This is a genomic window from Bradyrhizobium sp. 190, assembly GCF_023073415.1.
In the GTDB taxonomy this organism is placed as follows: domain Bacteria; phylum Pseudomonadota; class Alphaproteobacteria; order Rhizobiales; family Xanthobacteraceae; genus Bradyrhizobium.
In genome coordinates, this window is the sequence record NZ_JADPJL010000064.1 from 1 (window position 1) to 25928 (window position 25928).

Here is a 25928-nt window from a genome sequence, read left to right on the forward strand (position 1 = left end):
CTCGAGGCTGCGGGCTGTCCTGGAGCTTGCACATCATCGCCTGCATCACAGGCTTCACGAACTCGGCGCCAGCCACGAGCATGTGCCGATCCATTCGGTCCACGTTGAACGCGAGCATTGATGAAACGAAAACTTAGGATAAAAAGGAATCTGCTGTCGGTTTCCCGCTGCCTCGCTGTTGGCAGCGGGGCGTGGGCGCACCGGACCATGGCACGTCCGGCTATATCCACTGGCATGCCAGCGACGATCGATTTAGGCTGCGAAGAACATTCGATGCTCGGACGGATAGTAAGATCCTAGGTGGCCCGCCGTGAGATTAACCATCGATCGCGCCCTCGTATTTGCCTGAGCTGGTTCAGATTCTCTGAAAAAATTCCCCATGGGGCACCTGTTTCCCCACTGATGGCAGCGAAAGCTCGCGGGGAGCGGATCGCCGTGCCCATACGAAGCCCTGCCGACATCGGCGCCACCATTCGCGACAGACGCAAACGTCTCAAGCTCGACCAGTCGGCGCTGGCCAAGTGCATTGGCGTCTGCCGTCAATGGGTGATCGAGATCGAGCAAGGCCACCCCCGCGCTGAATTGTCGCTCGTGCTCCGCGCACTTAATGCTCTCGGCATTCCCATAGACGCCAGTGCCGGGCTGACGACGAGCCGCGGCTCGGCACCAGCCCGCGTCGATATCAATGCCAATGTCGCCAAAGCCAAAAAGGGCAAAGCATGACGGACGTGCTCCTGGATGGCAGGACGACGCCCGGTCGGAAAATGCTTTGCTGCGAGACGATCGTTGCAAACTACCAGCGGAATCGGCACCGGGCTATCCAGCGATCATCATTGTTGCGACCTCTATTTCAAAAGCGGAGCAAATCGAATGCGAGTTAACAGTGCTTCTATTAGCTCGTAAGAAGCAAGTTAAAGCGATAGTCTGAGAACAGCGCGACCTCGAATGCTCGGATAGTTGACAAGATCTCAGAGCAGAGCGAAGCACACTAACGGGCCCACGCGATGAAATTTGTACTCGTGAATCATAGGACCCCGCGCGACGACAGAATCTGCACCGAATGTTCTCGGTCCCTAGGTCCGGGTTACGTGCGAGATCTGCCAACGCGGAGAGGATATTGCGGCTACGATTGCTATCGACGCTGCCACTTAGGGGACATCGCGTTGCCGTATCTTACAACGCGTGCCGATTCTAGGCACGTCACGAAAGACCTTGTTCCTTTTGGAGTCACGGCCTTGCTAACTGCGGCTTCGTGCTGGTTTCAGGTCGGAGAAGCCTCGATGTCATGGATCAACACAGCGCCGCGTGCCGGCGAGCCATCTACGGATAAGGAATCTCCCTCAGATTGAACTGGACGGAGTCGTGGAGACCGCGCGTCACTTCTCGGCGAGCCGCAGAACTGTGTAAGCAGGCCGGTCCAGCAAGAGCTGTGTGCCGCATTCCTCAGTTGGATCGAGATTAGTTTGGGGAATGCTTCAGCAGGGGCAAGCACGCACATCAATTGCAGTTTGGTGTTGGTTCCTCTCAATTTGGTATTGGCCTCGCCGGAGGCCGTTCACTTAGGGATGCCTTTGCCGCGCAGGTCATCTATTGCCGCGACCGGCTCGGCATCGATCCCGTCAAGCTTAAGGTTAATGACGGCGCGATCTCCGTCGGTCATCCCTAAGGTATGTCGGCGCGCACCTTTCGGCCCCTCCGTGCATTACGCGCTCTGACCTACGCCATCATAGGGGATATTCTGCATGTCAGTTCCGCCGCTCTGCAACGTCTAGGTGAATGCTGGTCGACACTTCGCCTACAAGTACGCAAACGCAGGAAGAAGTTGGTAACGGCGAAAAACTATTCTTCCGCAATCAACCGACATTCTTGAGAGCTTGGCTGAGCGAGTTCGGCAGTCCGCCGCTTGCAGCGATTTTTCTGCTGCGGTGAATTGGTCAGCGCACGGCTGTGGCGTAATCGAACCAGGTTAAATACCCAGCGGTTGCGCAAGGGTTCGTCGAGCGCCGTTGGAACGATCTTGGCCCGAACCATCGTTTAAGAACCCGTCAACGTAGTTCAGATTGTTAGTACGATACGTACGAAAGCGGAGCGCCAACAAAAACCCGAGTTGATTGGAGCTGTCGGAAGGTCTATGTAATCTTGCGGCCGAGATAGTCGTCCGTTGAGAAGCCGATCTGACCGCATTGGAGTTTACGCATGCGGCGCTTGGTACTCAACGACGCCTTTCTATCAAGGAATTGCGAAGGCGCCGCGCATGTCGAAGAACCATTAGAATATCTTTTCTGACCAGGCTGACGAAGGGATGGGGAGCCGTGCAAAATCGGACTTATTCGGTAGCAACTGCTGGCACGAACCAAAGCCGTGGGCCCGAACTAGTCCAGCTTCGATTAATATGTCTCTAACAGCCGTGCCGATCACATCGCGCTGCTCGGCAACGATGGGGACGCCCCTCCAATGCTCCTTAAGAAGAGGTCCACAATGGTAAATCGCACGCAATTTTACATCGACGGCGCCTGGGTCGATCCCGCCGTCAAGAAGTCCACGCCCGTCGTCAATCCGGCGACCGAAGAAGCGATGTACGAAGTTGCGCTCGGCTCGAAGGCCGACCTCGACAAGGCCGTTGCCGCCGCCAAGCGCGCCTTCCTGACCTATTCGCAGACCAGCCGCGAGGAGCGCATCGCGCTGCTGGAAAAGATCATCGAGGTCTACAAGGGCCGCATGAAGGACATCGGCGCGGCCGTCTCCGACGAGATGGGTGCCCCGCTGCCGATGGCCGAACGGCTGCAGGCCGGCGCCGGCCTTGGCCATATCGCCTCCACGCTGGAAGTGCTGAAGAACTATCATTTCGAGGAAAACGTCGGCACTGCCGTCGTCGTGCGTGAGCCGGTTGGCGTCATCGGCATGATCACGCCGTGGAACTGGCCGCTCAACCAGATCGCCTGCAAGGTCGCGCCCGCGCTCGCTGCCGGCTGCACCATGATCCTCAAGCCGTCGGAATTCACGCCGACCTCGGCGTTGATCTTCGCGGAAATCCTGCATGAAGCGGGCGTGCCGAAGGGCGTGTTCAACCTCGTCAACGGCCTCGGCCCCGAAGTCGGCGCCGCCATGAGCGAGCATCCCGACATCGACATGATCTCGTTCACCGGCTCGACGCGCGCCGGTGTCGACGTCGCCAAGCGCGCCGCGCCGACCGTGAAGCGCGTCAGCCAGGAACTGGGCGGCAAGTCGCCGAACGTCATCCTCGAAGGCGCCGACCTCACCAAGGCCGTCACCGGCGGCGTGATGCATATGTTCAACAATTCCGGCCAGTCGTGCAACGCACCGTCGCGCATGATCGTGCCGCTGTCGAAGATGAAGGAAGTCGCCGCGATCGCCAAGGGCGTCGCCGACAAGACCAAGGCGGGCGATCCCCGTGCCGAAGGCACCACCATCGGCCCGGTCGTGTCGCGCATCCAGTGGGACAAGATCCAGGCGCTGATCAAGAAGGGCATCGACGAAGGCGCGACGCTCGTTGCCGGCGGTCCTGGCCTCCCCGAGGGCGTCAACAAGGGCTTCTACGTTCGCCCGACCATCTTCGCCGACGTGACCAACGACATGACGATCGCCCGCGAGGAAATCTTCGGACCGGTGCTGACCATCATCGGCGCCAAGGATGAAGCCGATGCGGTCAGAATCGCCAACGACACGCCCTATGGTCTCGCCGGTTACGTCTCCGGCGATACGGTGGAAAGCGCGCGCCGCGTGGCCCGCCAGATCCGCGCCGGCAACGTCAACCTGCAGGGCGTGCCGAACGACCGCACCGCGCCGTTCGGCGGCTACAAGCAGTCCGGCAACGGCCGCGAGTGGGGCAAGTACGGCCTCGAGGAATATCTCGAGGTGAAGGCCGTCGCCGGCTAAAACGCGGCGTAGGCTCTACTTTGCAGTGCGCTGCCGTCTTGGTGAAAGCCAAGATCCATAGCCATAGGCCGCCGTTCCTCCGAAAAGCATCGGCCCCGCCGCCGTCGTTCGCTGCGGCGAGCGACGGCAGCTCCCAGGGGGGCTCAGTCAGGACCCCATGATTAATTGTGCTGAACTTGACGCACAGAACTCAACCTTTCTTTTCAAAGCTCCGCTGATCTCGCCATGAAGCATATCACCTGCATTGAAGACTTGCGTGCGCTGCACAAGCGTCGCGTGCCGAAGGCGTTCTTCGACTATTGCGACCGCGGCTCCTATGCCGAGGAAACGCTGCGCGCCAACCGCGACGATCTTCAACACATCAAGTTTCGTCAGCGCATTCTCGTTGACGTCTCCAAGCGCGACACTTCGACTATGATTCTGGGCGAGCCGTCCACCTTGCCGCTCATCCTCGCGCCGGTCGGGCTCCTGGGCATGCAGCATGGCGATGGCGAGATCTACGCCTGCCGCGCGGCGCAGGCCACAGGCATCCCCTTCACGCAGAGCACATTTTCGATCTGCTCGATCGAGGACATCGCCACCAATGTCGAGAAGCCGTTCTGGTTCCAGCTCTACGTGATGAAGGACCGTGGCTTCATCAAGGATCTGATTCAGCGCGCAATCGCCAGCAACTGCAGCGCACTGGTGTTGACCGTCGATTTGCAGGTGCCCGCACAGCGCCATGCTGATATCAGGAACGGCATGTCGGTGCCCCCCGAGTGGTCGCTATCGAAGTTCATCGATTTTGCTACCAAGCCGACCTGGGTCTCCGGCGTGCTGCGCGGCAAGCGCCGCACCTTCGGCAACATCGCCGGTCACGCGAAGAGCACCGAGGATCTCAATCGGCTGGCGGAATGGACGGCCTCGCAATTCGACACCACGTTGAACTGGCAGGACGTCGACTGGATCCGCAGCATCTGGCCCGGCAAGCTCGTAATCAAGGGGATCCTCGACGTCGAGGACGCCGAGGAGGCCGCGAAGACCGGTGCACACGCGATCGTCGTTTCCAACCATGGCGGCCGACAGCTCGACGGCGCGCCGTCCTCGATCGAGATGCTACCTGAGATCGTGGATGCTGTCGGCGACAAGATAGAGATCATGTTCGACGGCGGCATCCGCTCCGGCCAGGACATGATGCGCGCGCTCGCGCTGGGTGCCAAATCCTGCATGATCGGACGCGCTTATGCGCACGGCCTCGGCGCCGGTGGTCAGGCGGGCGTCGCCAAGTCGATCGACATCATCCGGAGGGAACTGTTGACGACTATGAGCCTGTGCGGCGTCAACACTGTCGACGAGATCGACGATCGCGTCCTTTGCGGTATGAAGTCTGATGGCCGATCTCAACCGGCCCGATGACTAGCTGCGGCTACCCGAGGACGTCTCCCGGATAATATGTTTCGCATTTGTCGGGCCGGCGCGACGAGGCCAACGCCGCTCGCGAACTGGCCGCCGCCGATCGACTGAGACGACCGTCAGTGCGGCCGCATCGCCTGCAAGGTCTTGATATAGGCCGACACGGTGCTGACGGCGAGCCGTGCGCTTGCCCAGAGCTCGCCAGTCCTGCTCAGCTAGGAGGATCAAGCTGTCGCGCGCGCGCTAGACTTCGGCGAACAGCAGAAGGTCCGGATAATCAAAAGCGACGGGAGAACCTTGTTCAGTCGAATGAGAGGGGCGCGGATGCTCCCAGCGTACGCTACGGCATTCAGATGGCCAACGCCGGAATGGTCAATTCCAATTTGGTCTTGACCCCTCCGAAATTGGTATTGGCGTTGCCAAAGCCCACAGTGCAGAAATCAATCAACCAGAATTGATGAATGGGAGGCGGTATGCGTGCAACGGCAAAATTCTCGTTGCTGGACTTGCTCCTTGCATTCATAGGCTATTCGTTTCCAATAACGGCACAAACGGAGGATCCTCTCCTCAATTCCAGCCGCAAGGTCGGCAAAGGCAAGATGGCGATTACGTTAGCGGGTCAATTCGGTATCCTCGATCGGCATCGGAGGGAGGCGAGATGGTCGTGCACGAACAGTCGCCGGCGGACGCCGTTTGGAATCTCGTTCCGCGAGGAGGACATGTGATTCCGAGAGGTCTTCAACCAGCAGCCCCAGCGTTCCTCAGATGCGGCGCCAGGCGGAAGCTGTGGGAAAAGCATGGGGCTCGCAACGAGGATACGGTAGCCCAGCTGATCAACTCACGAAGGCCAGTGACCTCGTGCCAATTTGAGTAAAGGGTAACTGCAGTGAAGGCGGTTTTGGAGTATTGGCCTGCGTTTGCTCAGGGCTTGTGGGTGACCGTATGGATAGCGGCTTGCATCATACTTGGTGCAGCACTCGGCGCCATTATCCTTGGCGCGCTGAGGCTCTCTGAGACGCTGGCCATACGAGTGGCTTCGATGCTTTTTATCGAGGCCATTCGCGCCCCCTCGGGCCTGGTTCTCCTGTTCTGGGTATTTTATGTGCTGCCGCTGTTGCCGGGTATGCCGCGGCTGAGCCCCCTCACGGCGGCGATCCTCGTGCTGGCGCTCGATGGAGCCGTCTACGGAGCTGAAATCGTCCGTGCTGGCATTGAGTCCGTTCATCGCGGGCAAAGCGATGCGTGTCATGCGCTTGGGCTAACCAAACTGCAGAGTTTCACGTCGGTTGTTCTGCCGCAGGCGCTCTCGCAGATCGTTCCCGCTTTCGGCAGTCTGGCGAGGGGCATGATCAAGTGGACCTCGATCGTGAGCTTCATCGGTGTGCAGGACGTTCTCTATGTTGCGAACTTTGTTCGCGGCCAAACATATGAGACGGTCACTGTCTTTTGCCTGCTTGCCGCCGTTTACTGGATCCTGACCGTTCTTTGCGGCATTGCTTTCAGCACGCTTGAGCGGGTCCTGCCGCTGAATCGTGCGTTGCGAGCCTCGCGCGCATCTATTCAGGCGGGTCCCGAGCTGAATGCCAGTGCAGGAGTCGCCTCATGACGTGGGATTGGAGTTACGTCTTACAGATCCTGCCGGAGCTCATGGTCGGTGTTTGCTATACCGTGCTGGTGACGCTCGCGAGCTCAGCGATTGCATTAACAGGGGGGCTGCTGCTTGCGATCCTGGAGAGTGTGAGTACCAAGTTCGGGCGGGCATTCGTACGTTTCTGGCTCGAACTCGCCCGGGGTGTGCCGGCCCTCGTGCTGCTGTACTTCGCCTTCTATGTGCTACCAGAAGTGGGAGTTACCCTTCCGGCAATGCCTATTGGCATTGGTGTATTAGGTATAGTCTACGCCGCGTACTCCTCCGAGGTTTATCGAGGCAGCCTTATCACGATCCCTGCTGAACTGCGCGACGCGTGTGTGGCGCTCAATTTGAGCCCGTACGTTACATGGCAACGCGTGCTCGTTCCATTGATGATCAAACGCTCCGCGCCTGCGCTTCTCAACTATGTGCTCGGTCTTTTCCGCCACACCGCGGTGCTCTTTGCAATCGGGATACCGGTGCTAATGGGTGAAGCTATGGTGGCGGCCGACCAAAGCTTCCGCTATCTTGAGCCTTTCACTCTGGCTGGCGTCATTTATTTGGGCATGAATTTGCCCTTCCTCTATCTCCTTTCCAGATTCAAGGTCAAATATGCTTAGTTCCGCTCAATGTAGCCCCTCTGGACCGTCCGAGGCCGCGGCCGCTGCAGCGACCAACGCGACAGAGGCAGCTGGATCCGCTGCCAAATCGCAGCAGGCAATGTGGTCGATCGAATTTGAAAAGGTCTCAAAATCCTTCGGTGCTCACCGCGTGCTGGTCGATGTCGACCTGCACGTGCGGCCTGGCGAAAAGGTCACGCTGATCGGACCGAGCGGTTCAGGAAAAACGACCGTGCTGCGCTTGGCGATGACCCTAGCGAAACCCACCAGTGGCGATATCCGGGTTTTCGGCGAGAGCATCATCTTCGATTCGGCAGGCAAACCGCTCTCGAACTCGCAGGAGGCGCGGATCCGCCGCCGGTGCGGTATGGTATTCCAGCAGTTCAACCTGTTTCCGCATCTAACCGTCCTACAGAACCTGATCTTGGCGCCAACGACCGTCTTGCGGCAGTCCAGGGAGCAGGCTGAGAAGAGCGCGCTCGAATATCTTCGCATGGTGGATCTGGAAGACAAAGTGCATGCGTATCCAGCGCAACTTTCCGGAGGTCAGCAGCAGCGCATTGCGATCGCGCGGGCGCTCATCTTGAAACCTGAGATACTCCTGCTCGACGAAATTACCTCGGCGCTGGACCCCGAGCTCGCCGGAGAAGTTCTCGACGTAGTGCGAGGTGTAGCTCATGAGCTGAAGGTGACGCTGCTGATCGTCACCCACGAGATGCGATTCGCACGCGAGGTGTCCGACCGCATCGTTGTCTTCGATGCGGGCCGCATCATCGAGCAGGGTTCGCCCGAAAAGATCTTCACCAATCCCGAATCCGAGCGTACGCGCGCCTTTCTGCAATCCGTCCTGAACCATTGAAAAACCATGTCCATGCAGATCCTTTCTGAAATTCTCAAGGCGCGCGTGGCCGAAAGCGGCGAGCGCATCTTCTGCTCTTTTCAAGACCAACAGATGACCTTCAAAGAGCTCTACGACCGTGTCCAGGAGGTGGCGGGGGCATTGGTCGAAGCCGGCATCGAGCCGGGCGACCGCGTTGGACTAATGCTGAACTCATCGCTGGAGCACATAGAGCTGTATCTTGCGATCGCGTGGCTTGGTGCCATCTCGGTGCCGATCAGCGTTCACTTGAAGTCTGCGGGTTTGGAGCTTCTGTTCAATAGCTGCAGCCCGCGGTTGGTGGTGGCGGAGCGGCGCTATGCCGATGCGATTCGGCAGGCCGCGTCCGAGACTGTCTCGAGCCCGTCCGTAGCATGGCTAGAAGATGGCACAAACGGCCCGGGAGAATTTCACCTGAATGGCCTTCTTCGCACTAGTCGTGCAGTTCGAAATGCGGTGATCCGGTCTTTCGATGATCCTTTCATGATCAGCTACACGTCTGGAACGACCGGCGGCCCGAAAGGAGCAATTATCTCCGAACGGTATCGCTGGGTCGGGTGCAAGAGCGCAGCCATCATTTCGGATGCGCAACCTGACGATACATATCTTCTTTGGGAGTCATTCTACCACGGCGCGGCTTGGGTAACAATCGAGATGGCGCTGCGCAAGGGATTGAAGGTTCACATGGTAGAGCGCTTTAGCGCGTCGCGGCTATGGGACCAGATCGCGGAAGGTGGCGTAACCAAATTGCACTACACCGGCGGCGTTGTGAACATCATTCTGGCGCAGCCGCCTGTCGAGAGCGAGCGGAGCAACACCGTCTCGATCGCGTGGGGAGCGGCTTGCCCAGCCGATAGCTGGCGCAAGTTCGAAGAGCGCTTCCAACTCAAGGTGCGCGAAGGATACGGGTTGTCGGAGGGGCAGAACTTCACGCATATGAATTTGCGCGGCGTCGTTGGCTCGTGTGGTCTCCCAATCGAGGAACTCGACAGTTGGATTGCAGACCAAAATGGTGATCGGGTGGGCCCCGGCGTCGTCGGAGAAATCGTGCTGAAGCAAAAGATCCCCGGCATCACCATGACCGGCTATTGGGGCGAGCCCGAAAAGACCGCTGAGGTGCTGCGCAATGGGTGCGTCTTCACAGGCGACCTAGGAATGGTCGATGACGAAAACTATTTCTACTTCAAAGGTAGGAAGAAAGACGCCCTACGTCGGCGAGGCCAAAACATCTCCGCATGGGAAGTCGAGCGCGTGCTCAATGCTTCGCCTGATGTCGAGGAATCGGCGGTGATTGGGGTCGACTCGGGGCTGGGAGACCATGACCAGGACATTTTGGCGGTCGTCACGCTGCGTGACGGAGCGAAGCAAGATCCTATCGCAATCCTTAAGTTTTGCGCGGAGCAGCTTGCCTACTATCAGGTTCCGCGTTTCATTCAGTTCGTAGATGCGTTCCCTCGCGGTCCGACGCAGCGCATCATGAAAAAGCACATCAGTGTCGATCTCGAAAAGGCATGGGACGCGGAGAAAGCTGGTGTCAAGCCCACGAGAACGGCTTGAGGCATAGATGATGCCAAACCCATGGGTTTGCTTGCGGACCATGTGATTAGCGCTGTGCTCAAGATTCACCCGCAAACGGGTGCAACCAGCACGATAAGGTCATCCGCAAGCTGCTGGCTGATACGGATGCAAAAATCGGAGCCGACACTGGCGAACGCGAAATTGAAATGGGTTTCGTTCCGGCTCTACGATATTGCGGAAACGGCGGCTCTGGTGGCGGTCTCAACTTTATGCCTGTATCAGGCAGTTCACCGGCTCGCGCATCAATCCCGCACCGAATGCGCGTGGCGGGGCCACCAAGCCCGGTATTCGGAAAAGAAACACGGCTCACAGCTGAGATCGCACCTGCAACGGCAAGCGACAGCCGCGCTCTCAATCAAAACGACTGTGGCGCAAGGGCTAGCGGCTGTGAGTTGATGAAATCACTGGCAACGACGCGGCCAATGGATCGCACCGACGGACCTCGCGCCTGCGAGCTCGCAAACCAGCTCTTGACGGACTGAGGCAATCACGTTGCTGCGCAAAGATGTACGACCTGGAGCTGAACCTGGAACGGCCAATCATAAGTCAGGCAACTGCGCTATCATGCTTGAGCGGGGCGGCGCTCACTTTTCGTCAACATGGTGCTGGCGCTCGCGCGGAATCACTCTTAATGCCTTCCCGGTCGTCGAGCCTGTGCCGGAGGTATATTGTGATATGTGCTTCCGGGTATGTAGAAGTCTCGTTAATTCGCAAGACGAGATCACTCTTTGCCGACCGGGTCTCCGGCAGTTCATCCATCTATTCCAGACTATCAGCTCACCACCAGTCGGTCTAAATCGAGGGAGCTACGCTGCACTGACCTCAGTTGCGACAACGACAATGCCGAGAGAAATAATTGGCGGCGTCAACGACGCAGCGGTCACTTTGGTAGCTCGCTGGAGCTTAAGTCGGGAAGAGCAGGGAACCGCAGTTGGAATCTCCCTTACGTCATACGCGACCTGCGCAACAACATCTTGCGCTTCGGTCGCTGGACTGCGATATCGCGGCCGAACGTGTCACTGAGCTGGTCTTAGAGGCAAACCAACGCACAGGCGGGGCAGCAGTCTATTATGAACGATCCGCCGGAGCCCAAGAAGTTCATCGCGGACGGCATTACGGCCCCGCTGCGCCACGTCGCTTTCCGTCGCATTTGGCTCGCGAGCCTGCTTTCCAATCTCGGGAGTCTCATTCAGGGCGTCGGCGCCGCGTGGGGGATGACGCAAATGACATCTTCGGCCGGCAAGGTCGCGCTGGTCCAGACCGCGCTGATGCTGCCGATCATGCTGCTCTCAATGCCGGCTGGCGCAATCGCCGACATGCATGACCGGCGCATCGTGGCGTTGGTCTCGCTGTCCATCGCGCTTGCCGGTACGACCGGGTTGACGATGCTGGCTTGGTTCGGCCTCCTCGGGCCGAATCTCTTGTTGGCGTTCTGTTTTGTCGTCGGCAGCGGCATGGCCCTGATGGGGCCGGCCTGGCAGTCCTCGGTAAGCGAGCAGGTGCCATCAGAAAAGTTGCCTGCGGCCGTCGCGCTGAACGGGATCAGTTACAATATCGCGCGCAGCGTGGGGCCGGCGATCGGCGGCGTCATCGTGGCGGCCGCGGGCGCAGTGGCTGCGTTCGCCATAACCGCGCTGCTCTATCTGCCACTGATAGCCGCGCTGTTCATGTGGAAGCGCGTCGCTAGGCCGTCGCGCCTGCCGCCGGAAAAGCTCAGGCGCGCGATCATCTCGGGACTGCGCTACATTTCCAATTCGCCGTCGATCAAGATAGTTTTGATTCGCACCTTGATGACCGGCGTGGTTGGCGGCGCGATCATCGCGCTGATGCCACTGGTTTCTCGCGACCTTCTGCGCGGCGGCGCCCAGACGTATGGCATAATGCTCGGCTCGTTCGGTCTGGGCGGAGTGATCGGCGCGCTATACTTCGGCAACGTACGCAGGCGGATGAGCGGCGAGGCCGCGATCCGCGCCTGCACGCTGTCCATGGCTGGAGCGATTGCCGCAGTCGCGCTGAGCCGTCAGCCGGCGTTGACGGCAGTTGCATTGGCCTTGGCGGGGGCCGTGTGGATGATGGCTTGGGCGATTTTCAACGTTGCGGTGCAGCTATCGGCACCGCGGTGGGTCGCGGGGCGCTCGCTCGCGGCTTATCAGGCGGCGAGCTCAGGTGGGATCGCCGTGGGCAGCTGGGGCTGGGGTCATCTGGCCGATGCCGCCGGTGTCGAAGCGGCGCTTTTGGTCTCGGCAGTACTGATGCTGGCATCGCCGCTTATCGGCCTTTGGTTGCGCATGCCGCGGATCGGCGCGCGAGGCGAAGAGGCCGCGATGCTGGCCGATCCGGAGGTTCGGCTTCCGCTGACCGGGCGTAGCGGTCCGGTGGTCGTGGAGATCGAATATCGCATCGCGCAGGAGAACGCGCGGTCGTTCCATGACCTGCTGCAGCAAGTGCAGCTGTTCCGAAAGCGCAACGGCGCCTACGGCTGGTCGATAGCACGCGACATCGCTGATCCCGAATTGTGGACTGAGCGCTATCACTGCCCCACTTGGCTGGATTACCTGCGGTACCGCAACCGCTCGACCCAGCCGGAGCGCGAGATGGAGCAGCGGGCGATGGCCTACCATGTCGGGCCCAACCCGGTGCGTGTCCGCCGCATGCTCGAGCGGCCGTTAGGCTCTGTGCGGTGGAAGGATGACACACCGGACCTTAACGCGAACGACGTGCTTCCCGTGATCACAAATGTTGCAGGAGGCACTACATAGTCCATCTATCCTGGCGTCTGAGCAGATGAGGGTTCTCTTTGTGGATCCTGATGAGCTCCATCAAGATTTCGATCCCGAAGTCGGTGAACGCCATGACGCCGTCTTCTCCGCCGCGAACTCCGGGGTGCCGCCGTGGTTGAAGGCATAGACATTGAGGGCGAGCAGCGGACGGATCCAGTCGAGCGGGCTCATCGAGACCGGTCCGGCCACGATCGCGGCAACGTAGCCGTCGAGCATGGGAATGCTGGTGGCGACAGGATGCTGATCAACGCGTGCCTGGAGCCATCGTTCGAGGTCCTCAAGTGGCATCGCAGCTGCCGGCATTGACGACGCTGCTTTATGACGACGCGGGCTCATGCCGCGGCCCGTGCGGTGCGCTGGCGCGCCGCTTTCCAGTTCCAGGCGAGCAGCTCGTGCAGCTGATGGCTCTTGGTTCGCCCCGACACGATGCGCTCCAGCACGTCGGTCAGATAGGCCTGAGGATCGAGCCGTACCAGCTTCGTGATATGGCCAGTCCGGCGCACGATCTGCTTGATGGATATGCCGTTTTTCGACAGAGCCAGGATAGCCGCATTAGTCTCCTCGCGGCGCAGATATCCGTCGTACTGGAGGCGCTTTGCGGCTGTTAGCAGCTTGGGATCGATCGGAGTCGCACCGATCGCCGTGCGTATCTGGCGTATCGATTTCCGGACGGCATTGAGGAAAGTCCGACTGGCGTTCTCCATCAGATGCCAACGATCTGCGACCTGAACCTCGTGCGGCAAAGGCTTTGCAGCTGCTTCGCCATATCCCCCGCCGATCGCTGGCGACGACCGAGATCGTGGGATGAGCAGCGAGCCATGCTTGGGCGGTGGGTCACGATCCGGCAGCAGGGTAATTACCCGGCTCCTTTCAAGGTTGCAGATGATGCTGGCGTATCGGTGATTGTGCCGCCAGGCTTAATCATCAATGCCGATGACCCTGACCGGGTCAGACGGCTACGGCGTCAGACCACGCGCAGGAGCATGTCTTTACTCACCGGCAGCATCAGCGGTTTTGCGTAGCCTGCCGCCGGGTCGACGAGCTATCGCCCAAAGTTGGTGACGGCGGGGATCGGAAAGGCGGCATATCGTAGGGGTGCTTGACGCCTCCACTTCTCCACCGAAGGAGCGATATGCCGTGTCCAAAGATAACATCATCAAGCTGATTCAGCCAGGAAACGTCGAGGATCAACTCACCGAAATCTTGCGCAATGGGGCGCGTTCCCTGCTCGCCCAGGCGGTAGAGGCCGAGGTCGCAGACTTTCTCGGCAAGCATGCCGATTTGAAGACCCGGGACGGCCACCAGCGGGTCGTGCGCCACGGTCACCTGCCGGAGCGCGAGGTGATGACCGGTATCGGTCCGGTCGCCGTCCGCCAGCCGCGTGTGCGCGATCGCGAGGCCGACGCTACCGACCCTGGCCGCATCCGGTTCTCGCCGTCGATCCTGCCGCCCTACATGCGCCGCTCGAAATCTATCGAGACGCTGCTGCCGATCCTATATCTGAAGGGTATCTCGACCGGCGACTTCTCCGAGGCGCTGGCGGCGCTGCTTGGCAAGGATGCTGCCGGATTGTCGGCATCCGCCATCGGCCGACTGAAGGACGGCTGGCTCGACGAGCACACAGCCTGGCAGAAGCGCGATCTGTCGGCCAAGCGCTACGTCTACATCTGGGCTGACGGCATCCATCTCGAAGCGCGGCTCGAAGACGAAAAGCAGTGCATCCTCGTGCTCATCGGCGCGACGCCGGAAGGCCGCAAGGAACTGGTCGGCTTCACCGATGGCGCCCGCGAGAACGCACAGGACTGGCGCGATCTGCTGCTTGATCTCAAGCGGCGCGGGCTTGGCGTGCCGCCACGGCTCGTCATCGCCGATGGTGCACTCGGGTTCTGGAAGGCGGCCGGTGAGGTCTGGCCGAAAACGCGCGAGCAGCGTTGCTGGGTGCACAAGACCGCGAACGTGCTCGCCAAGTTGCCGAAAAGCCAGCAGCCGAAAGCCAAACGAGCGCTGCAGGAGATCTGGATGGCCGAAACCGAGGTTGCTGCCGAACTGGCGTTCGACGCCTTCATCGAGAGCTACATGCTGAAATACGAGAAGGCCGCCGATTGCCTGAGCAAGGACCGAGATACGCTGCTTGCTTTCTACGACTTCCTACGACTTCCCAGCCGAGCACTGGAAACATTTACGGACCACCAACCCCATTGAAAGCACCTTCGCCACCGTGCGCCACCGCACGATCCGATCGAAGGGCTGCCTGTCTAACAGGACCGCGCCCGCAATGGTCTTCAAGCTGCTGGAAGCCGCGCAGAAAAGCTGGCGCCGTCTCGATGGCACCAACCAGTTGCCAAAACTCGTTCTTGGTGTGACATTCAATGACGGGATCGAGGTCATCGCCAAGCCGACCGACCGTCAGCCCACAACCGCCGCCGCCTGACGGGCTCCGGCCGTCACCAAAAATTGGCGATAGCTCCCGGTCGACCGCCAAGCGCTAGACCGAGGTGATGAACGATAGAATCCAGCCTCGCCGTGCGTCGCTCCGATGGAGCCAGTACGCCTTCGGCGAAGCGTTCAGTGAAGACTTAGCGCCCGCACACGACGCATCGCAGCGGAAGCGGCGAGCGATCACCAGGAGTTTTACGATCCGCCCCGACAGCGGCAGATCCGTCACGCGTCGTCGATAGCGGTTATCGACGCTTCGGGAACCCTGTCTGAAATCGCTGTCCCCGCATTACCGAATTCCGTTCCCGGGAATTGCTGAAACACGCGCCCTAAACCCAACGCGCCAATTCCACTCTGGTATTGATCCTTCCAAGATCGGTATTGGCCGCGCCGGAAGCGGTCCGCCTACAATGCATCAAAATGATCAAAGATTGATCTTTGCAGGGCGGCGCTGATGCGATCGAGCGCAACCCCGAATATGCTAGAGGAAAACAAGATATTATGAGCACAGCGTATGGGGACGAAGATCACCGATCCATTGAAATCGTGAAAGGAGTGCTTTGGAGCGTTGGGGGCTCATTGGCAGTAAACGGGGATAATACTAGCTGGATTGGACGTGGCTTAAGTGGGAAGCAGCGAATGGGTTGTTTCTTTCTCCGTGACACCAACTCTAGCGGAGTGCTTATCGACACTGGACCGGCCATTCTTCGCAGCGCAGTCATTGACCAAGTGAAGCAACTGGTTGGAAGGAATGGTAGATTATCCGTATTCCTGAGCCGTTCAGAGTTCGAATCCGTTGGAAATCTGGCAGCTCTTTCGCAGAACTTCTCCATAGAAGGTATCTATACCGGGGGTGTGCTTTCCTCCCGTCTCGATGGCTTTGGTAACATAGGATTTTCACAGGGAAATGAGGCGCTTCAGATAAAGCGCGTGGCCACTGAGACTACCGTGGCAGTCTCGCAATGCAGGAAACTGACATTTTTCACGCCTTCACTTAGAATGCTCTCGGCGTACTGGAGCTACGACCAGCAGACGAAGGCATTGTTCCCATCGGACGCATTCGGTTACACGATCGACAGTGATGACATAAACGAGCGCGACGCTTGGAAAAATCTCTCAGCAAGGTACTGGTGGCTTCCTGGTTCTAAGACTTCAGCCATTCAGCAAAGTCTAAGCGCTATCTTTGAAAAAGTAGAAATCGAGCACATCTGTCCTGCTCACGGCTGCATCATCTCTGGCCGGAATAAAGTGCTTCGGCACTATGAACTAGTGCAACAGATGTTGCGCGACGCAAGCAATCGTTAAACTGATAAAACCTTCGGAGGAAACAAGCTATGCATATGAAAAGGGGACGCTTGCCTAGAGAAGTTGCTCCGTCGGTTTTCTGGATGGGACACTGTGTGGAAGGCGATCTCGCTGGAGCGCCTGTCCATCTGCATGTGTCGGTCTTTCTTATCACGGGATCGTGCCAATCCTTGCTGGTAGATACGGGAGTGCCGACCAAACAAGGTTGGATCGAATTAGAAAGACAACTCGACGAGATCCTCGCGGGACGCGCCTTGGATTGGGTATTTGTAACGCATCTCGAGCTTCCGCATGCAGGGAATTTGGCGCGGCTTGTTCAAAAGTATCCTGGCATGAGAATACTTACGGACAAGCGGGACTTTCATCTATATTATCCAGAGCTTTTATCGCTTTTGACTCCCGTTCACGAGAGCCTCGTAGTTGAACTCGGTGGGGGGTACCAGTTGGAGTTTTTAGATGCGCCCATAAAGGATCTCGTGAGTTCAGCTTGGGCTTTCGAGCGTAAAACGCGGGTAATGTTCGTCGCGGACGGATTCTCGTACGCGCACAACGGGACACGAGACCAAGATGATGACCCTACACATCTAGATGGTGAGTGCGCGCTGATGTCTAGCGAGCTCCCCTATTCGCCCAAGATTGAGTTCGCGGAGACTCTAAACCAAGCCGCGCTTTTCTGGACACGATTCCGTAAGTCCGACGAAATAATGAATAGTGTGAGGAAACTCATTGACCAGAAGAAGCCGGATTTGATTGCCCCCGCACACGGGTGTGTTATAGATAATCTTGACAGTGTCGAACCGGTTCTGCGGGAGGCCTACAGGCGGCCGTATCGAGGAAATGTCACTGCATCCGGAACAGGAAGTTAGTCAACAAACCAATTCCGATTTAGTTCGTCGCGCGAGGACGCGTATGGGTCGTTCGCGGGGAGGCGAATCTTGCGCTAAGCCGATAACGTCGGCTGAGCTTCTTGTGGTTCATGATGGACCTTGCCCCCAAGTTTTATCCAATCCTGAGTTCGCGCTGGCTGTTGGATGAAGTGCTCCCCAAAACTAGGCCAGCCGATGCTGGAATTTCAGGGGTTAGGCTCATGCTGGCGGGGGCGCCGATGAGCCATTCAACAGCGATATCGGCGCCTTGTTGCCGATCGCGCTGACCATTTTCTGCCGTGCGTCGTCAAGGCTCAGGAACCAGTGGGTGTTCAGACATTCGCTTCGGAACTTGCCGTGAACGATTCGATGAAGCTGTTGTCCGTCGGCTTTCACGACCGCGAGAAATCCAGCACGACACCCTTCTGGTAAGCCCAGATATCGAGATCGCGGGAGATGAACTCCGATCCCTGGTCGACGCGAATCGTCTTGGGATAGCCGACGGTTTTGCAGATGCGCTCCAAGGTCAGCACGACATCCTGGCCTCGATAGTTGAAGCGGGGATCGACGGCAGGCGAGAAGCGGCTGAAAGTGTCTACGATCGTGAGCACGCGGATCTTGCGGCCGGTGGCGAGTTGGTCGTGAACAAAGTCCATCGCCCAGGTCTCGTTGATCTGGCGTGCTTGCGTCCTATCCTCGCGCAGCTTGGCCTCCACGCGACGCTTCGGCGTTTTGTTGGGCAATTGCAGGCTCAACTCCCTGTAAAGACGATAGACGCGCTGGTCGGGTCCGGCACGGTCGCGCGAGAGCCGTGGCCGTTATGGGACCAACGCCGGGAATGGAGGACAACAACTTCGCCATCGGATTTACTCTCTGGATGAGAGCCAGCTCACGCTCGATGGCCTCGACCTGCTGGTCCAATTCCTTTAGTTGGTTCACAAGAGCAGCCAGCGCCAGACGGGCATTGGCTGGTAGCGCCTGAGGCGCTGGTCGCGATCGTGCGGGACGAGACAGATGCTCGCCTGCCCGCAGCAGCGCGCTTCGCCCTGATGGCTATTGCCGATGAGATCGAAGCTTCAGGCGACCAGATCGACAGGCTCGATCGCGCAATCGTCATGGAGGCCAAGCGCGACGAGGACATGCGTCGGTTGACCACGATCCCTGGTGTCGGCGCATTACGGCGGCAACCATCAAGGCGCTTGTGCCGGATCCCGGCGGGTTCAAGTCAGCTCGCCACTTTGCTGCCTGGCTAGGATTGACGCCGCGTTCTCATTCAAAGCGGAGGCAAAGAGCGGCTGGGACGAATATCGAAGATGGGAAATCCGGAACTCCGCGCTCTCCTTATCGTCGGGGCAACAGCCGTCTTGCGGGTTGCCCGAAACGACGCTCGGACGCGGCCGTGGCTGAAGGCGCTTCTCGCCAGACGGCCGTTCAAGGTCGCAGCGGTGGCGCAGGCCAACAAGGCAGCGCGGATCATCTGGGGCGCTTCTGAATAGTGGCGGGACTAATCGGCGTCCCGACCCACCGGTGATTACCGCGGACGCCGTCTGATGGATGCAGTGATCGCCAAAACGATCTGACCGGCGCAGGCCGGCAGAGGACAAGGTGCAACAACAGGCGATGAACCCATGGGACGAAATCCCGAGACGAGTGAAGCCACTGCCCCCAATGCGCTTAAGCGCGTAAACTTGATTGGGCTCCTCGTTACGGGGATCTCATCGAGGCCAGCGGCCATGTGCCGCGCGCAAAGGCCGGACATATGAGCGCACCGTTCCAATGTGTGAATCGATTGAAAAAGCTCTTGCCACGCGGGCCGTTCCACATCTGGGGGCAAGGCCAGATGATTGCTACTACTGCAAACGTCAGGAAGTATCCCCTCGATCTGGACCCACCACACAGCAGGTTTGTCGGGCACTGCGGCAAATTTCGAGCCGGCCAGAATCGCGCGCATCAATTCCAAATTGGTATTGATCTCTCCGGAATTGGTATTGGCGTTGTCGCAGCCGACATACGACAGAATTGATCGATCAGATGTCGAAGAACCTTGAAAGGAGCACACGTGGTGGGTAAGGGGCTAAAGTTTTCACTACTGGTCTTGCTGCTTGCATCAACCGGCTATGCGCTGCCGGGCGCTGCACAAACGGAAGACGCTCTTCTCGCCTCGACGCGGAAAGCCGGAACAATCAAAGCGGCGTGGGGCTCGGCTCCCCCCTTTACCGTTGTGTCGCCCGATGGGAAGGGAACAGGCTATTCACCTGAGGTATTGAAGTTGGCACTCAAAGGCATGGGCGTGCCAACGATGACGGCAGTTCTTACGTCGTGGGATGCGCAGATTCCCGCGCTGCAGGCCCATCACGTCGACATGGTGGGCGCTGGCCTGCAGTACACTGAAGACCGCTGCAAGGTGCTTGTGTATTCTGGACCTGTGACGGTCCAGCGTAATGGGTTGTATGTCTTATCTGGAAATCCAAAGCATTTGACGGGTTCGCTCAGTCAGATTGCTAACAGTCCAGACGTGAAGTTAGCGGCTACAGCTGGGTCAGCTCAGGAAGCTTATGCATTGCAGGCGGGCGTAACGCCCGGCCAAATCTTGCGCGTCCCTGACGTTCAGGCTGGAGTGGCGACGGTCAAAGGTGGTCGGGCGGATGCCTTCTATGCTGGTGCACTCGCTATCACCCACCTGGAACAAAAGGGCATTGAGGTGGTCGTCAACCACGATGGACCGCTGGCCGGATATGGCGCGGCCTTCCGCAAGGAAGACATACGCTTCCGCGACGAGCTCGACAAACAGCTCGACGTGTTACGCAGCAATGGCACGATGAAGCAGATGCTTCTAGAGGCGTACGAGAAGAACGGGATTGCCAAGAAGGACGCGCTTGCCAGCTGGGATCGCGTGGCCAATACTCACAGGGCGAAGGACGTAGTGCCAAGCTGCGAGTAAGGAGCGACTGCAGTGAAGGCCATTTTTTGAAAAAAACTAGCCTTCACCTGCGCCGGGTTTGTGGGGCAGCGTTTGTAGTCGCTGTACTCGGCGGGCGGAGTCTCTCCGAAACGCCAGCGATACTAGGTGATTTATCACGGTCTGGTCGATCTCGACCTGCAGGTGCGACCGGGCGTAAAGGTTCCGCTGATCGGGCCTAGCGGTTCAGGACGAGTGCGCTGCGCCTGGGGATGACATTAGAGGAGCCACCAGTGTTCCTCACATCATCGCCGATTCTTTTACCTCAGGCGTGGCATTGATCACGCGCTCACTCTCCCACGCCGAGCCACATTCTGCAACGGTAGCGCATGCCGTCTCTTCTTTCTGCATTGAAGTAGAAGTTGCCGTCCTCATCGACCACGCCCAGGTCACCGGTGTAAACACATCCATCGCACAGCACTTATGCGGTCCTCTCCAGCTCCGTTCCAGTAAACGTGCGTACGATGATCACCGCGTGATCGGTAACATCGTTCATGTGCTAGAAGGTGGCTGCCGGTGATGCGATTGCCCCTGATTGGACGCGAGGCGCACGTCTATCCGCATCCCAAATGGCCTGATCCGCAGGGTAAAGCCGCCGAAGCATATGCTCGGAGAAACCGCCTATGGCAGCGACGAATTACATGAAAACTGGACGAAGGGGCGAAGAAAATCAGCTGCTCCATTTCATCCGGATGGAGCGTGGGATGCTCCGCTTAGCTTCAATGCATGCATACCAATTCCAATCCGGTATTGGTGGCTCCGCAGTTGGTATTGGCGTCGTGAGAGTCAGTTCGGCAAAATTCCAGTCTGCTTGACGAGGTGTCGCCCCGCAGTTGGATGAGTGACTGTTGCCCGATTGCTTGACGAGATCGAGATCGAAGGAAGGTGCTCGGGCGCGTGCATCCCGGTGTTGTGTAAACTGTCATCGAGCAGGCAGGCATGGGCATGCATTTTTATGGTGTGAACGAGCTGGCTCAGGGGCTTGCGGGCAAGATCCAAGGTTCTCTATCGAATGGTATCAATTGGGGGTGGTTATGATTCAAGAGACAAGTAATTGCGAGAATGTCGAGTTCCCGACCTTTCTGTGGTCAAGAGCATACGCCGCTCTGCAGTTGGTCACGCTGAGGGAAAAGGGCCAGGAAGGTCTCGTGAAGCTCAAATACGCCTTCTCGAATGGCCACGGTCAGAAGCACTTTCTCGCCGGTCTCGATAAGCTTGGAGTCCGGAATGATCCGCCAGCGGTGGCGGCGGCCAAATATCATTACATGTCAAATTATCTTATCGGAAATGTTCCGATGGAATACGTCCGTGAGACGGATCGCAAAGCTTGGATTCGTTATCTAGCTCCCGCATGGGCGTTTCCAGGCACGGGTATCATCGCGGTGCCGGCATCCGTGGGTCTCGCTGCGCTTCAAGGTTGGATTAGATACAATGGTACTTGGCTGGGATGTCCGCGGCTTGGCTTTGTTTGCACGAAGTTTCAGGAATATGGCGACCCTTATTGCGAGGGGTACTTCATTGAATACGATGAGAATATCTCATTAGAGCAGGCGTTGAGATTTCAGCCTGTGTCGACGTCGCCAGAGTTTGATAAGGATGCGGCGCCTAAACTTGACCCTGTGCAATGGCCCGAGGCTCGCCTCCTCAGGGCCCGCCGCCGTTATGCGGAGAGTTATGCCGCAGCACCCGCGCAGGTGCTCGTTGAAGCGTACGGCCTACCCTACGCGTCATTCCTGGTGACGCAGGCGATGCTTGGCTTGGGAACGCAATACGCGCGAGAAATTGCAGACAGAATGGGAGTTTCGGAGCGCAACGCTAGTGCGATCGCTTCAATTTTTCTTAAGGTGCTGAATTCACTCGGTGACGACGCGGAACTTGCAAGAAATGGTGATGAACATAGAATCACGAGATCGACATTTTCACCCTTCCGGGGGATCTACGCCGACGAGATGTATGACGCATTTTTTGCGCTGTTTACAGGCATCCTGAGGGTATTGACTGCGCGCGTTAAACTAGTCCGATCTGTCGAGAAGAAGGATGGTCAGCGAACTGAGCTTTGGTGTTTGACCGATTCAGACCGGCGAATGTTTTAGAGAATAGCTTTCCAACAATGCATGCCGGGCTCGCGACTTCCTCGCGCGCCTTGGAGGAGCTGGGCGCACGTGGACGCGAAATTCGATCATAATGAGACAAAAGTCGCGGTCATCGGCGCTGGCATCGTGGGGCTGATGACCGCACTGGAAGTTCAACGGACAGGCCGGCACGTAGTCGTCATCGATCCTGGCGAGCCCGGGGGCCGACAGGCTGCGTCGTACGGGAGCGCCGGATGGATTAGTACATCGGCGATCATGCCAGTTTCGGTGCCCGGACTTTGGCGTGAAGTTATAGGTTTCTTGATGGATAAGTCCGGCCCATTCGTGATCCGCTGGGCATATTTGCCTCGACTACTACCCTGGCTTCTCAGGTTCGTCTGGGCCGGCCGGAATTGGAAAAGGGTTGAGGAAGGCGCAAGAGTGCGCTTCGAGCTTTGCCGACACACTGCGATAGATCACAAGAATGTCGCAGCCGAGGCGGGCGTCAGCCATCTGATTGAGCAGAAGGGGCAGCTGTACATCTACCGGGACAGATCGGAATACCTTGCTGCAAGTGTTGCATGGAAAATGCGACGGCGCTTTGGAATTAAGTTCACCGAGCTTGACGATATCGATCTCCACGAACTCGAGCCGAATATTTCTGAGCGGTACCATTTCGGCGTGCGGCTCGATGAAGGTTGCCACTGTACGGACGTAAAGGCGTACTGCGAAGCGATTGCAGAACTAATCCGAAAGCGGGGAGGTGAATTCATCCAAACGCGAGCGACTGGTTTCGAGATTTTAGATGGCCGCCTCAGGGCGGTAAAGATTGCCAACGCGAGCGTTGAATGTGCGCAGGCCGTTGTCACGGCGGGAATTGGATCGAAAGAACTGGCGGCCGCCGCCGGTGACCATGTTCCGCTTGAATCGGAGCGCGGATACCACGTCGTGATCGCGGATGGAGGGAATACTGTCACTCATCCGATAATGCCGGCCGATGGCAAGATGGGCATTACGCCGACGCGGCAAGGATTGCGTGTTGCCGGCCAGGTGGAACTTGCGGGTGTCAAAGCCGCTCCTGATTGGCGGCGAGCAGAGATTCTGCGCCGCTTCGCGCCAAGTGTTTTTCAGGCGTCTTTCGCGTCCTACAAAGTGATCGATCAATGGATGGGCCACCGCCCGTGTACTCCTGATGACCTGCCATGTATCGGCCCGGCCGGGTTCTGCGCAGGCTTGTTTTATGGATTTGGGCATGGTCACGCCGGCCTCGCGCAGGCACCGGCAACGGCAAAGCTGCTCGCCGCACTGGTCGCAGGACAGGAGCCTCAATGTGACGTGTCGGCGATGTCTGTGCTCAGATTCTGAGCTCACGTCGATGCAAATTCCACTCCAATGCTTGGATAGTTTTCCGACCGAGATAACCGACCGAGCGCCTTTTTGAAGGTACCAGAGATGTCCTCCGATCTGCTTTACCTGTCGACTGCCGATGTCCAGAACTTGAACATTTCCCCCCGGGGAGCACGTGAGGCGGTCCTAGCCGCATTTCGTGACAATGCGGCTGCTCGAAATCGCAGCTTGCCCAAAACGAGTCTTGACATCGGTCCGGGCCGCGTCTTCCAGTCGATGTGCTCCGCATCCGAGGCCAGCGGTATCGCGACAGTAAAATGGATTGCGATGGCCCCAGTCGAGGGCAAGCAAGGAACGTATGGAATCAACGGCCTGATCTGCGTAAGTGATTATAAAACGGGGGTTCCTGTCGCGGTTCTCGATGGCAATTTCATCACGCTGATAAGGACAGCGGCGATGTCGGCGGCGGCAGCCGTCTATCTCGCGCCTGAGGCCCCCACAACCATCGGCCTCGTGGGATGCGGGTCGCAGGCGCTTAGCCACTTGGATGCGTTTGTCGATCTTTTTCCGTCTTTGCGTAGGATCTATCTCTTGAGCCGGAGCGTCAGCTCCGCGGAGAGAGTTGCGATTGCAGCATGCCAGAAAGGACTGACCCCGATCATCTCGAATGATCCTGATACGCTGTTGAGTCAAAGCGAAATTGTGGTCTCTATGGTTCCACGTTCCCCCGGATCGAAGTCGCCTCTGGATGCTCGATTGATGCCGGCCTCGTCATTCGCCTCGTCGGTCGACGCCGGTTGGACTTGGCGGCCGGAGACGTTCACAGCTTTCGATAGGCTTGTCACAGACAGTTTGGAGCAAACCACATCGCCTATGGGAGAATCGGGACATCCGGTCGAAGCTGTACGATTTCAGGATGACCTCGGGCATGTTGTTTCCGGCTCGTTGGGACAACGTGCGCCAACCAGGGCCTTGTTCTGCTTCCGAGGTTTCGCAATCGCAGATCTGGCGCTCGCCGAATTGGCTATTAGAAAGGCTCGCGCATCTGGGATCGGAACCCTTCTGGCGCGATGAGACCAAAGCATGGCGTCCCGGTGTTCCATATCATTGACGCGTACGATCCCGTTCTTCCAGATGGGTTTTTAGTATCGCGACGTATCAACGCAGCGGTTATTCCCGCCCGCAGCCATATATTGCTAGCAGCTGAGAATACAAGCCCGCACCGCAGAGTGCGTGCCGTGACGAAACCCTCTTTCGATCTTACCGCCAAGTCACGTGATCACTGGCTCGAGCCGCGGCATGGGCCGGGCACCGGCTGAATTGCTGGGCTCAGCTCGGCGTCGCGAAGGTCGTGATCTCCAGCCGCAAGGCCGGCCCTGCCACGAGAGCACGTACGGCATCAGGAAAGCCGGCGGCGATGCGCATGTCGGCCCGTTCAATATCGCTCGCCGCAACGAGGTCGAGGCGCGGATTGCGGGCGCCACAAAGGCAAATGACATCATGGTCTGCACGTCTCGGTGGATCCCTATTTACGGCCCGCTGTTCAATGTCACGCGCGGGGTCACGACAAGATCATGGGCGCGAACGTCAAGAGAAATCTCTGGCTTTGCGCTCGCGATCTCCCCAGATGGTCATGCGCAGCAAGAGGTCATGATCATCCCGGAGGAATGCGCGGTCAGATGTGACGGGCGCCTACGGCGTTTCAAATGCCGCCGATTTCGAACTCCCCGCAAAATCTCGCTTCAAAAGGGGGGCGATGGACCTTCGATTGCGTTGCACCAGGTCTTATCAAGACTGATTTCGCCGCCGTTCTGAGAGGATTAGGAGCGCCTCTAGCATCGCTGCGCCACCACACCTCTCAGTCGCATCAGTGACCCCGTACGAAATCGCCGGCTCGGTGGACTATTTCATCTCAGACGCCTCGACTTTCATGATCGGGCAAAATCGTTGCTCGATGGCGGCGTGACCACGCGGCGGTTTAGCTGCTTCTTCCCCGCCGTTGTGTAGGATTGTTCGAGATGCCACCTTGCTTAGGCTGGGCAGCGACTATCGTCCGTATTGACCATATTCCGAAGAGGAACGTCGAGATGAGGCGGTGAGGTTTCGATAGTTGCCTCCTGCGTTGGCGACGATTTCGGTTGTCGCACGATTGAGTCGCTCAGCGCGCAT

Annotated in this window: 17 protein-coding genes and 4 pseudogenes; 18 read left to right on the top strand and 3 right to left on the bottom strand. The window is 58.4% G+C overall.

Annotation, left to right across the window (positions count from 1 at the left end; translation table 11 throughout):
- Positions 1–300: 300 nt before the first annotated feature.
- From IVB22_RS31680 to IVB22_RS31720, 9 genes and pseudogenes are all read left to right on the top strand, one after another.
- Positions 301–723: a helix-turn-helix domain-containing protein gene (locus IVB22_RS31680; RefSeq protein ID WP_247521100.1), complete on the top strand. Its 423-nt coding sequence runs from the start codon at positions 301–303 to the stop codon at positions 721–723.
- An 835-nt stretch (positions 724–1558) separates the two neighbouring features.
- Positions 1559–1663, top strand: a pseudogene (locus tag IVB22_RS31685) (hypothetical protein); the annotation flags it as partial.
- Between the two features lie 815 nt (positions 1664–2478).
- Positions 2479–3897 (top strand): aldehyde dehydrogenase family protein, encoded by a 1419-nt coding sequence (locus tag IVB22_RS31690; protein WP_247521101.1) that lies wholly within the window; start codon positions 2479–2481, stop codon positions 3895–3897.
- 225 nt (positions 3898–4122) lie between these two features.
- Entirely contained in the window at positions 4123–5292 is a 1170-nt protein-coding gene (locus tag IVB22_RS31695; RefSeq protein WP_247521102.1) for an alpha-hydroxy acid oxidase, read from the top strand.
- Positions 5293–6175: 883 nt separating this feature from the next.
- Positions 6176–6895, top strand: a complete 720-nt coding sequence (locus IVB22_RS31700; RefSeq protein WP_247521103.1) for an amino acid ABC transporter permease — start codon at positions 6176–6178, stop codon at positions 6893–6895.
- Complete coding sequence (locus IVB22_RS31705; protein WP_247521104.1) at positions 6892–7539, top strand: amino acid ABC transporter permease; 648 nt, start codon at positions 6892–6894, stop codon at positions 7537–7539. Before IVB22_RS31700 ends, IVB22_RS31705 begins: the two co-directional genes overlap by 4 nt.
- A 100-nt stretch (positions 7540–7639) precedes the next feature.
- The gene (locus IVB22_RS31710) at positions 7640–8398 is read left to right on the top strand and encodes an amino acid ABC transporter ATP-binding protein (RefSeq protein WP_247521105.1); all 759 of its coding nucleotides are present in this window, start codon (positions 7640–7642) and stop codon (positions 8396–8398) included.
- Positions 8399–8404: 6 nt separating this feature from the next.
- Complete coding sequence (locus IVB22_RS31715) at positions 8405–9973, top strand: AMP-binding protein (protein ID WP_247521106.1); 1569 nt, start codon at positions 8405–8407, stop codon at positions 9971–9973.
- Between the two features lie 1091 nt (positions 9974–11064).
- The gene (locus IVB22_RS31720; RefSeq protein WP_247521107.1) at positions 11065–12753 is read left to right on the top strand and encodes an MFS transporter; all 1689 of its coding nucleotides are present in this window, start codon (positions 11065–11067) and stop codon (positions 12751–12753) included.
- A gap of 60 nt (positions 12754–12813) precedes the next feature.
- Here the strand turns inward: IVB22_RS31720 and IVB22_RS31725 are convergent, their stop codons facing one another.
- A complete protein-coding gene (locus tag IVB22_RS31725; protein ID WP_247521108.1) occupies positions 12814–13077 on the bottom strand; it encodes a UPF0149 family protein in 264 nt (87 codons plus the stop codon).
- Between the two features lie 29 nt (positions 13078–13106).
- Positions 13107–13807, bottom strand: a pseudogene (locus IVB22_RS31730) (transposase); the annotation flags it as partial.
- A gap of 104 nt (positions 13808–13911) precedes the next feature.
- On the opposite strand from IVB22_RS31730, the pseudogene IVB22_RS31735 reads away from it, so the two are divergent.
- From IVB22_RS31735 to IVB22_RS31750, 3 genes and pseudogenes are all read left to right on the top strand, one after another.
- Positions 13912–15205, top strand: a pseudogene (locus IVB22_RS31735) (IS256 family transposase).
- A gap of 443 nt (positions 15206–15648) precedes the next feature.
- Positions 15649–16515, top strand: coding sequence for a hypothetical protein (locus IVB22_RS31745; RefSeq protein ID WP_247521109.1), 867 nt, complete (start codon positions 15649–15651; stop codon positions 16513–16515).
- Positions 16516–16544: 29 nt separating this feature from the next.
- Complete coding sequence (locus tag IVB22_RS31750; protein WP_247521110.1) at positions 16545–17381, top strand: MBL fold metallo-hydrolase; 837 nt, start codon at positions 16545–16547, stop codon at positions 17379–17381.
- Positions 17382–17600: 219 nt separating this feature from the next.
- Here the strand turns inward: IVB22_RS31750 and IVB22_RS31755 are convergent.
- A pseudogene (locus tag IVB22_RS31755) lies at positions 17601–18163 on the bottom strand (DDE-type integrase/transposase/recombinase); the annotation flags it as partial.
- A gap of 582 nt (positions 18164–18745) precedes the next feature.
- Between IVB22_RS31755 and IVB22_RS42125 the strand changes: the two are divergent.
- From IVB22_RS42125 to IVB22_RS31785, 6 genes are all read left to right on the top strand, one after another.
- A complete protein-coding gene (locus tag IVB22_RS42125; protein ID WP_374207758.1) occupies positions 18746–18877 on the top strand; it encodes a hypothetical protein in 132 nt (43 codons plus the stop codon).
- A 563-nt stretch (positions 18878–19440) separates the two neighbouring features.
- Entirely contained in the window at positions 19441–20322 is an 882-nt protein-coding gene (locus IVB22_RS31765) for a transporter substrate-binding domain-containing protein (RefSeq protein WP_247521111.1), read from the top strand.
- Positions 20323–21488: 1166 nt separating this feature from the next.
- On the top strand, positions 21489–22433 hold the full coding sequence (locus IVB22_RS31770; protein WP_247521112.1) for a hypothetical protein: 945 nt from the start codon (positions 21489–21491) through the stop codon (positions 22431–22433).
- Positions 22434–22502: 69 nt separating this feature from the next.
- Positions 22503–23777, top strand: coding sequence for an FAD-binding oxidoreductase (locus tag IVB22_RS31775; RefSeq protein WP_247521113.1), 1275 nt, complete (start codon positions 22503–22505; stop codon positions 23775–23777).
- Positions 23778–23864: 87 nt separating this feature from the next.
- Complete coding sequence (locus IVB22_RS31780; protein WP_247521114.1) at positions 23865–24833, top strand: hypothetical protein; 969 nt, start codon at positions 23865–23867, stop codon at positions 24831–24833.
- A 225-nt stretch (positions 24834–25058) separates the two neighbouring features.
- On the top strand, positions 25059–25574 hold the full coding sequence (locus IVB22_RS31785; RefSeq protein WP_374207756.1) for a hypothetical protein: 516 nt from the start codon (positions 25059–25061) through the stop codon (positions 25572–25574).
- Positions 25575–25928 lie beyond the last annotated feature (354 nt).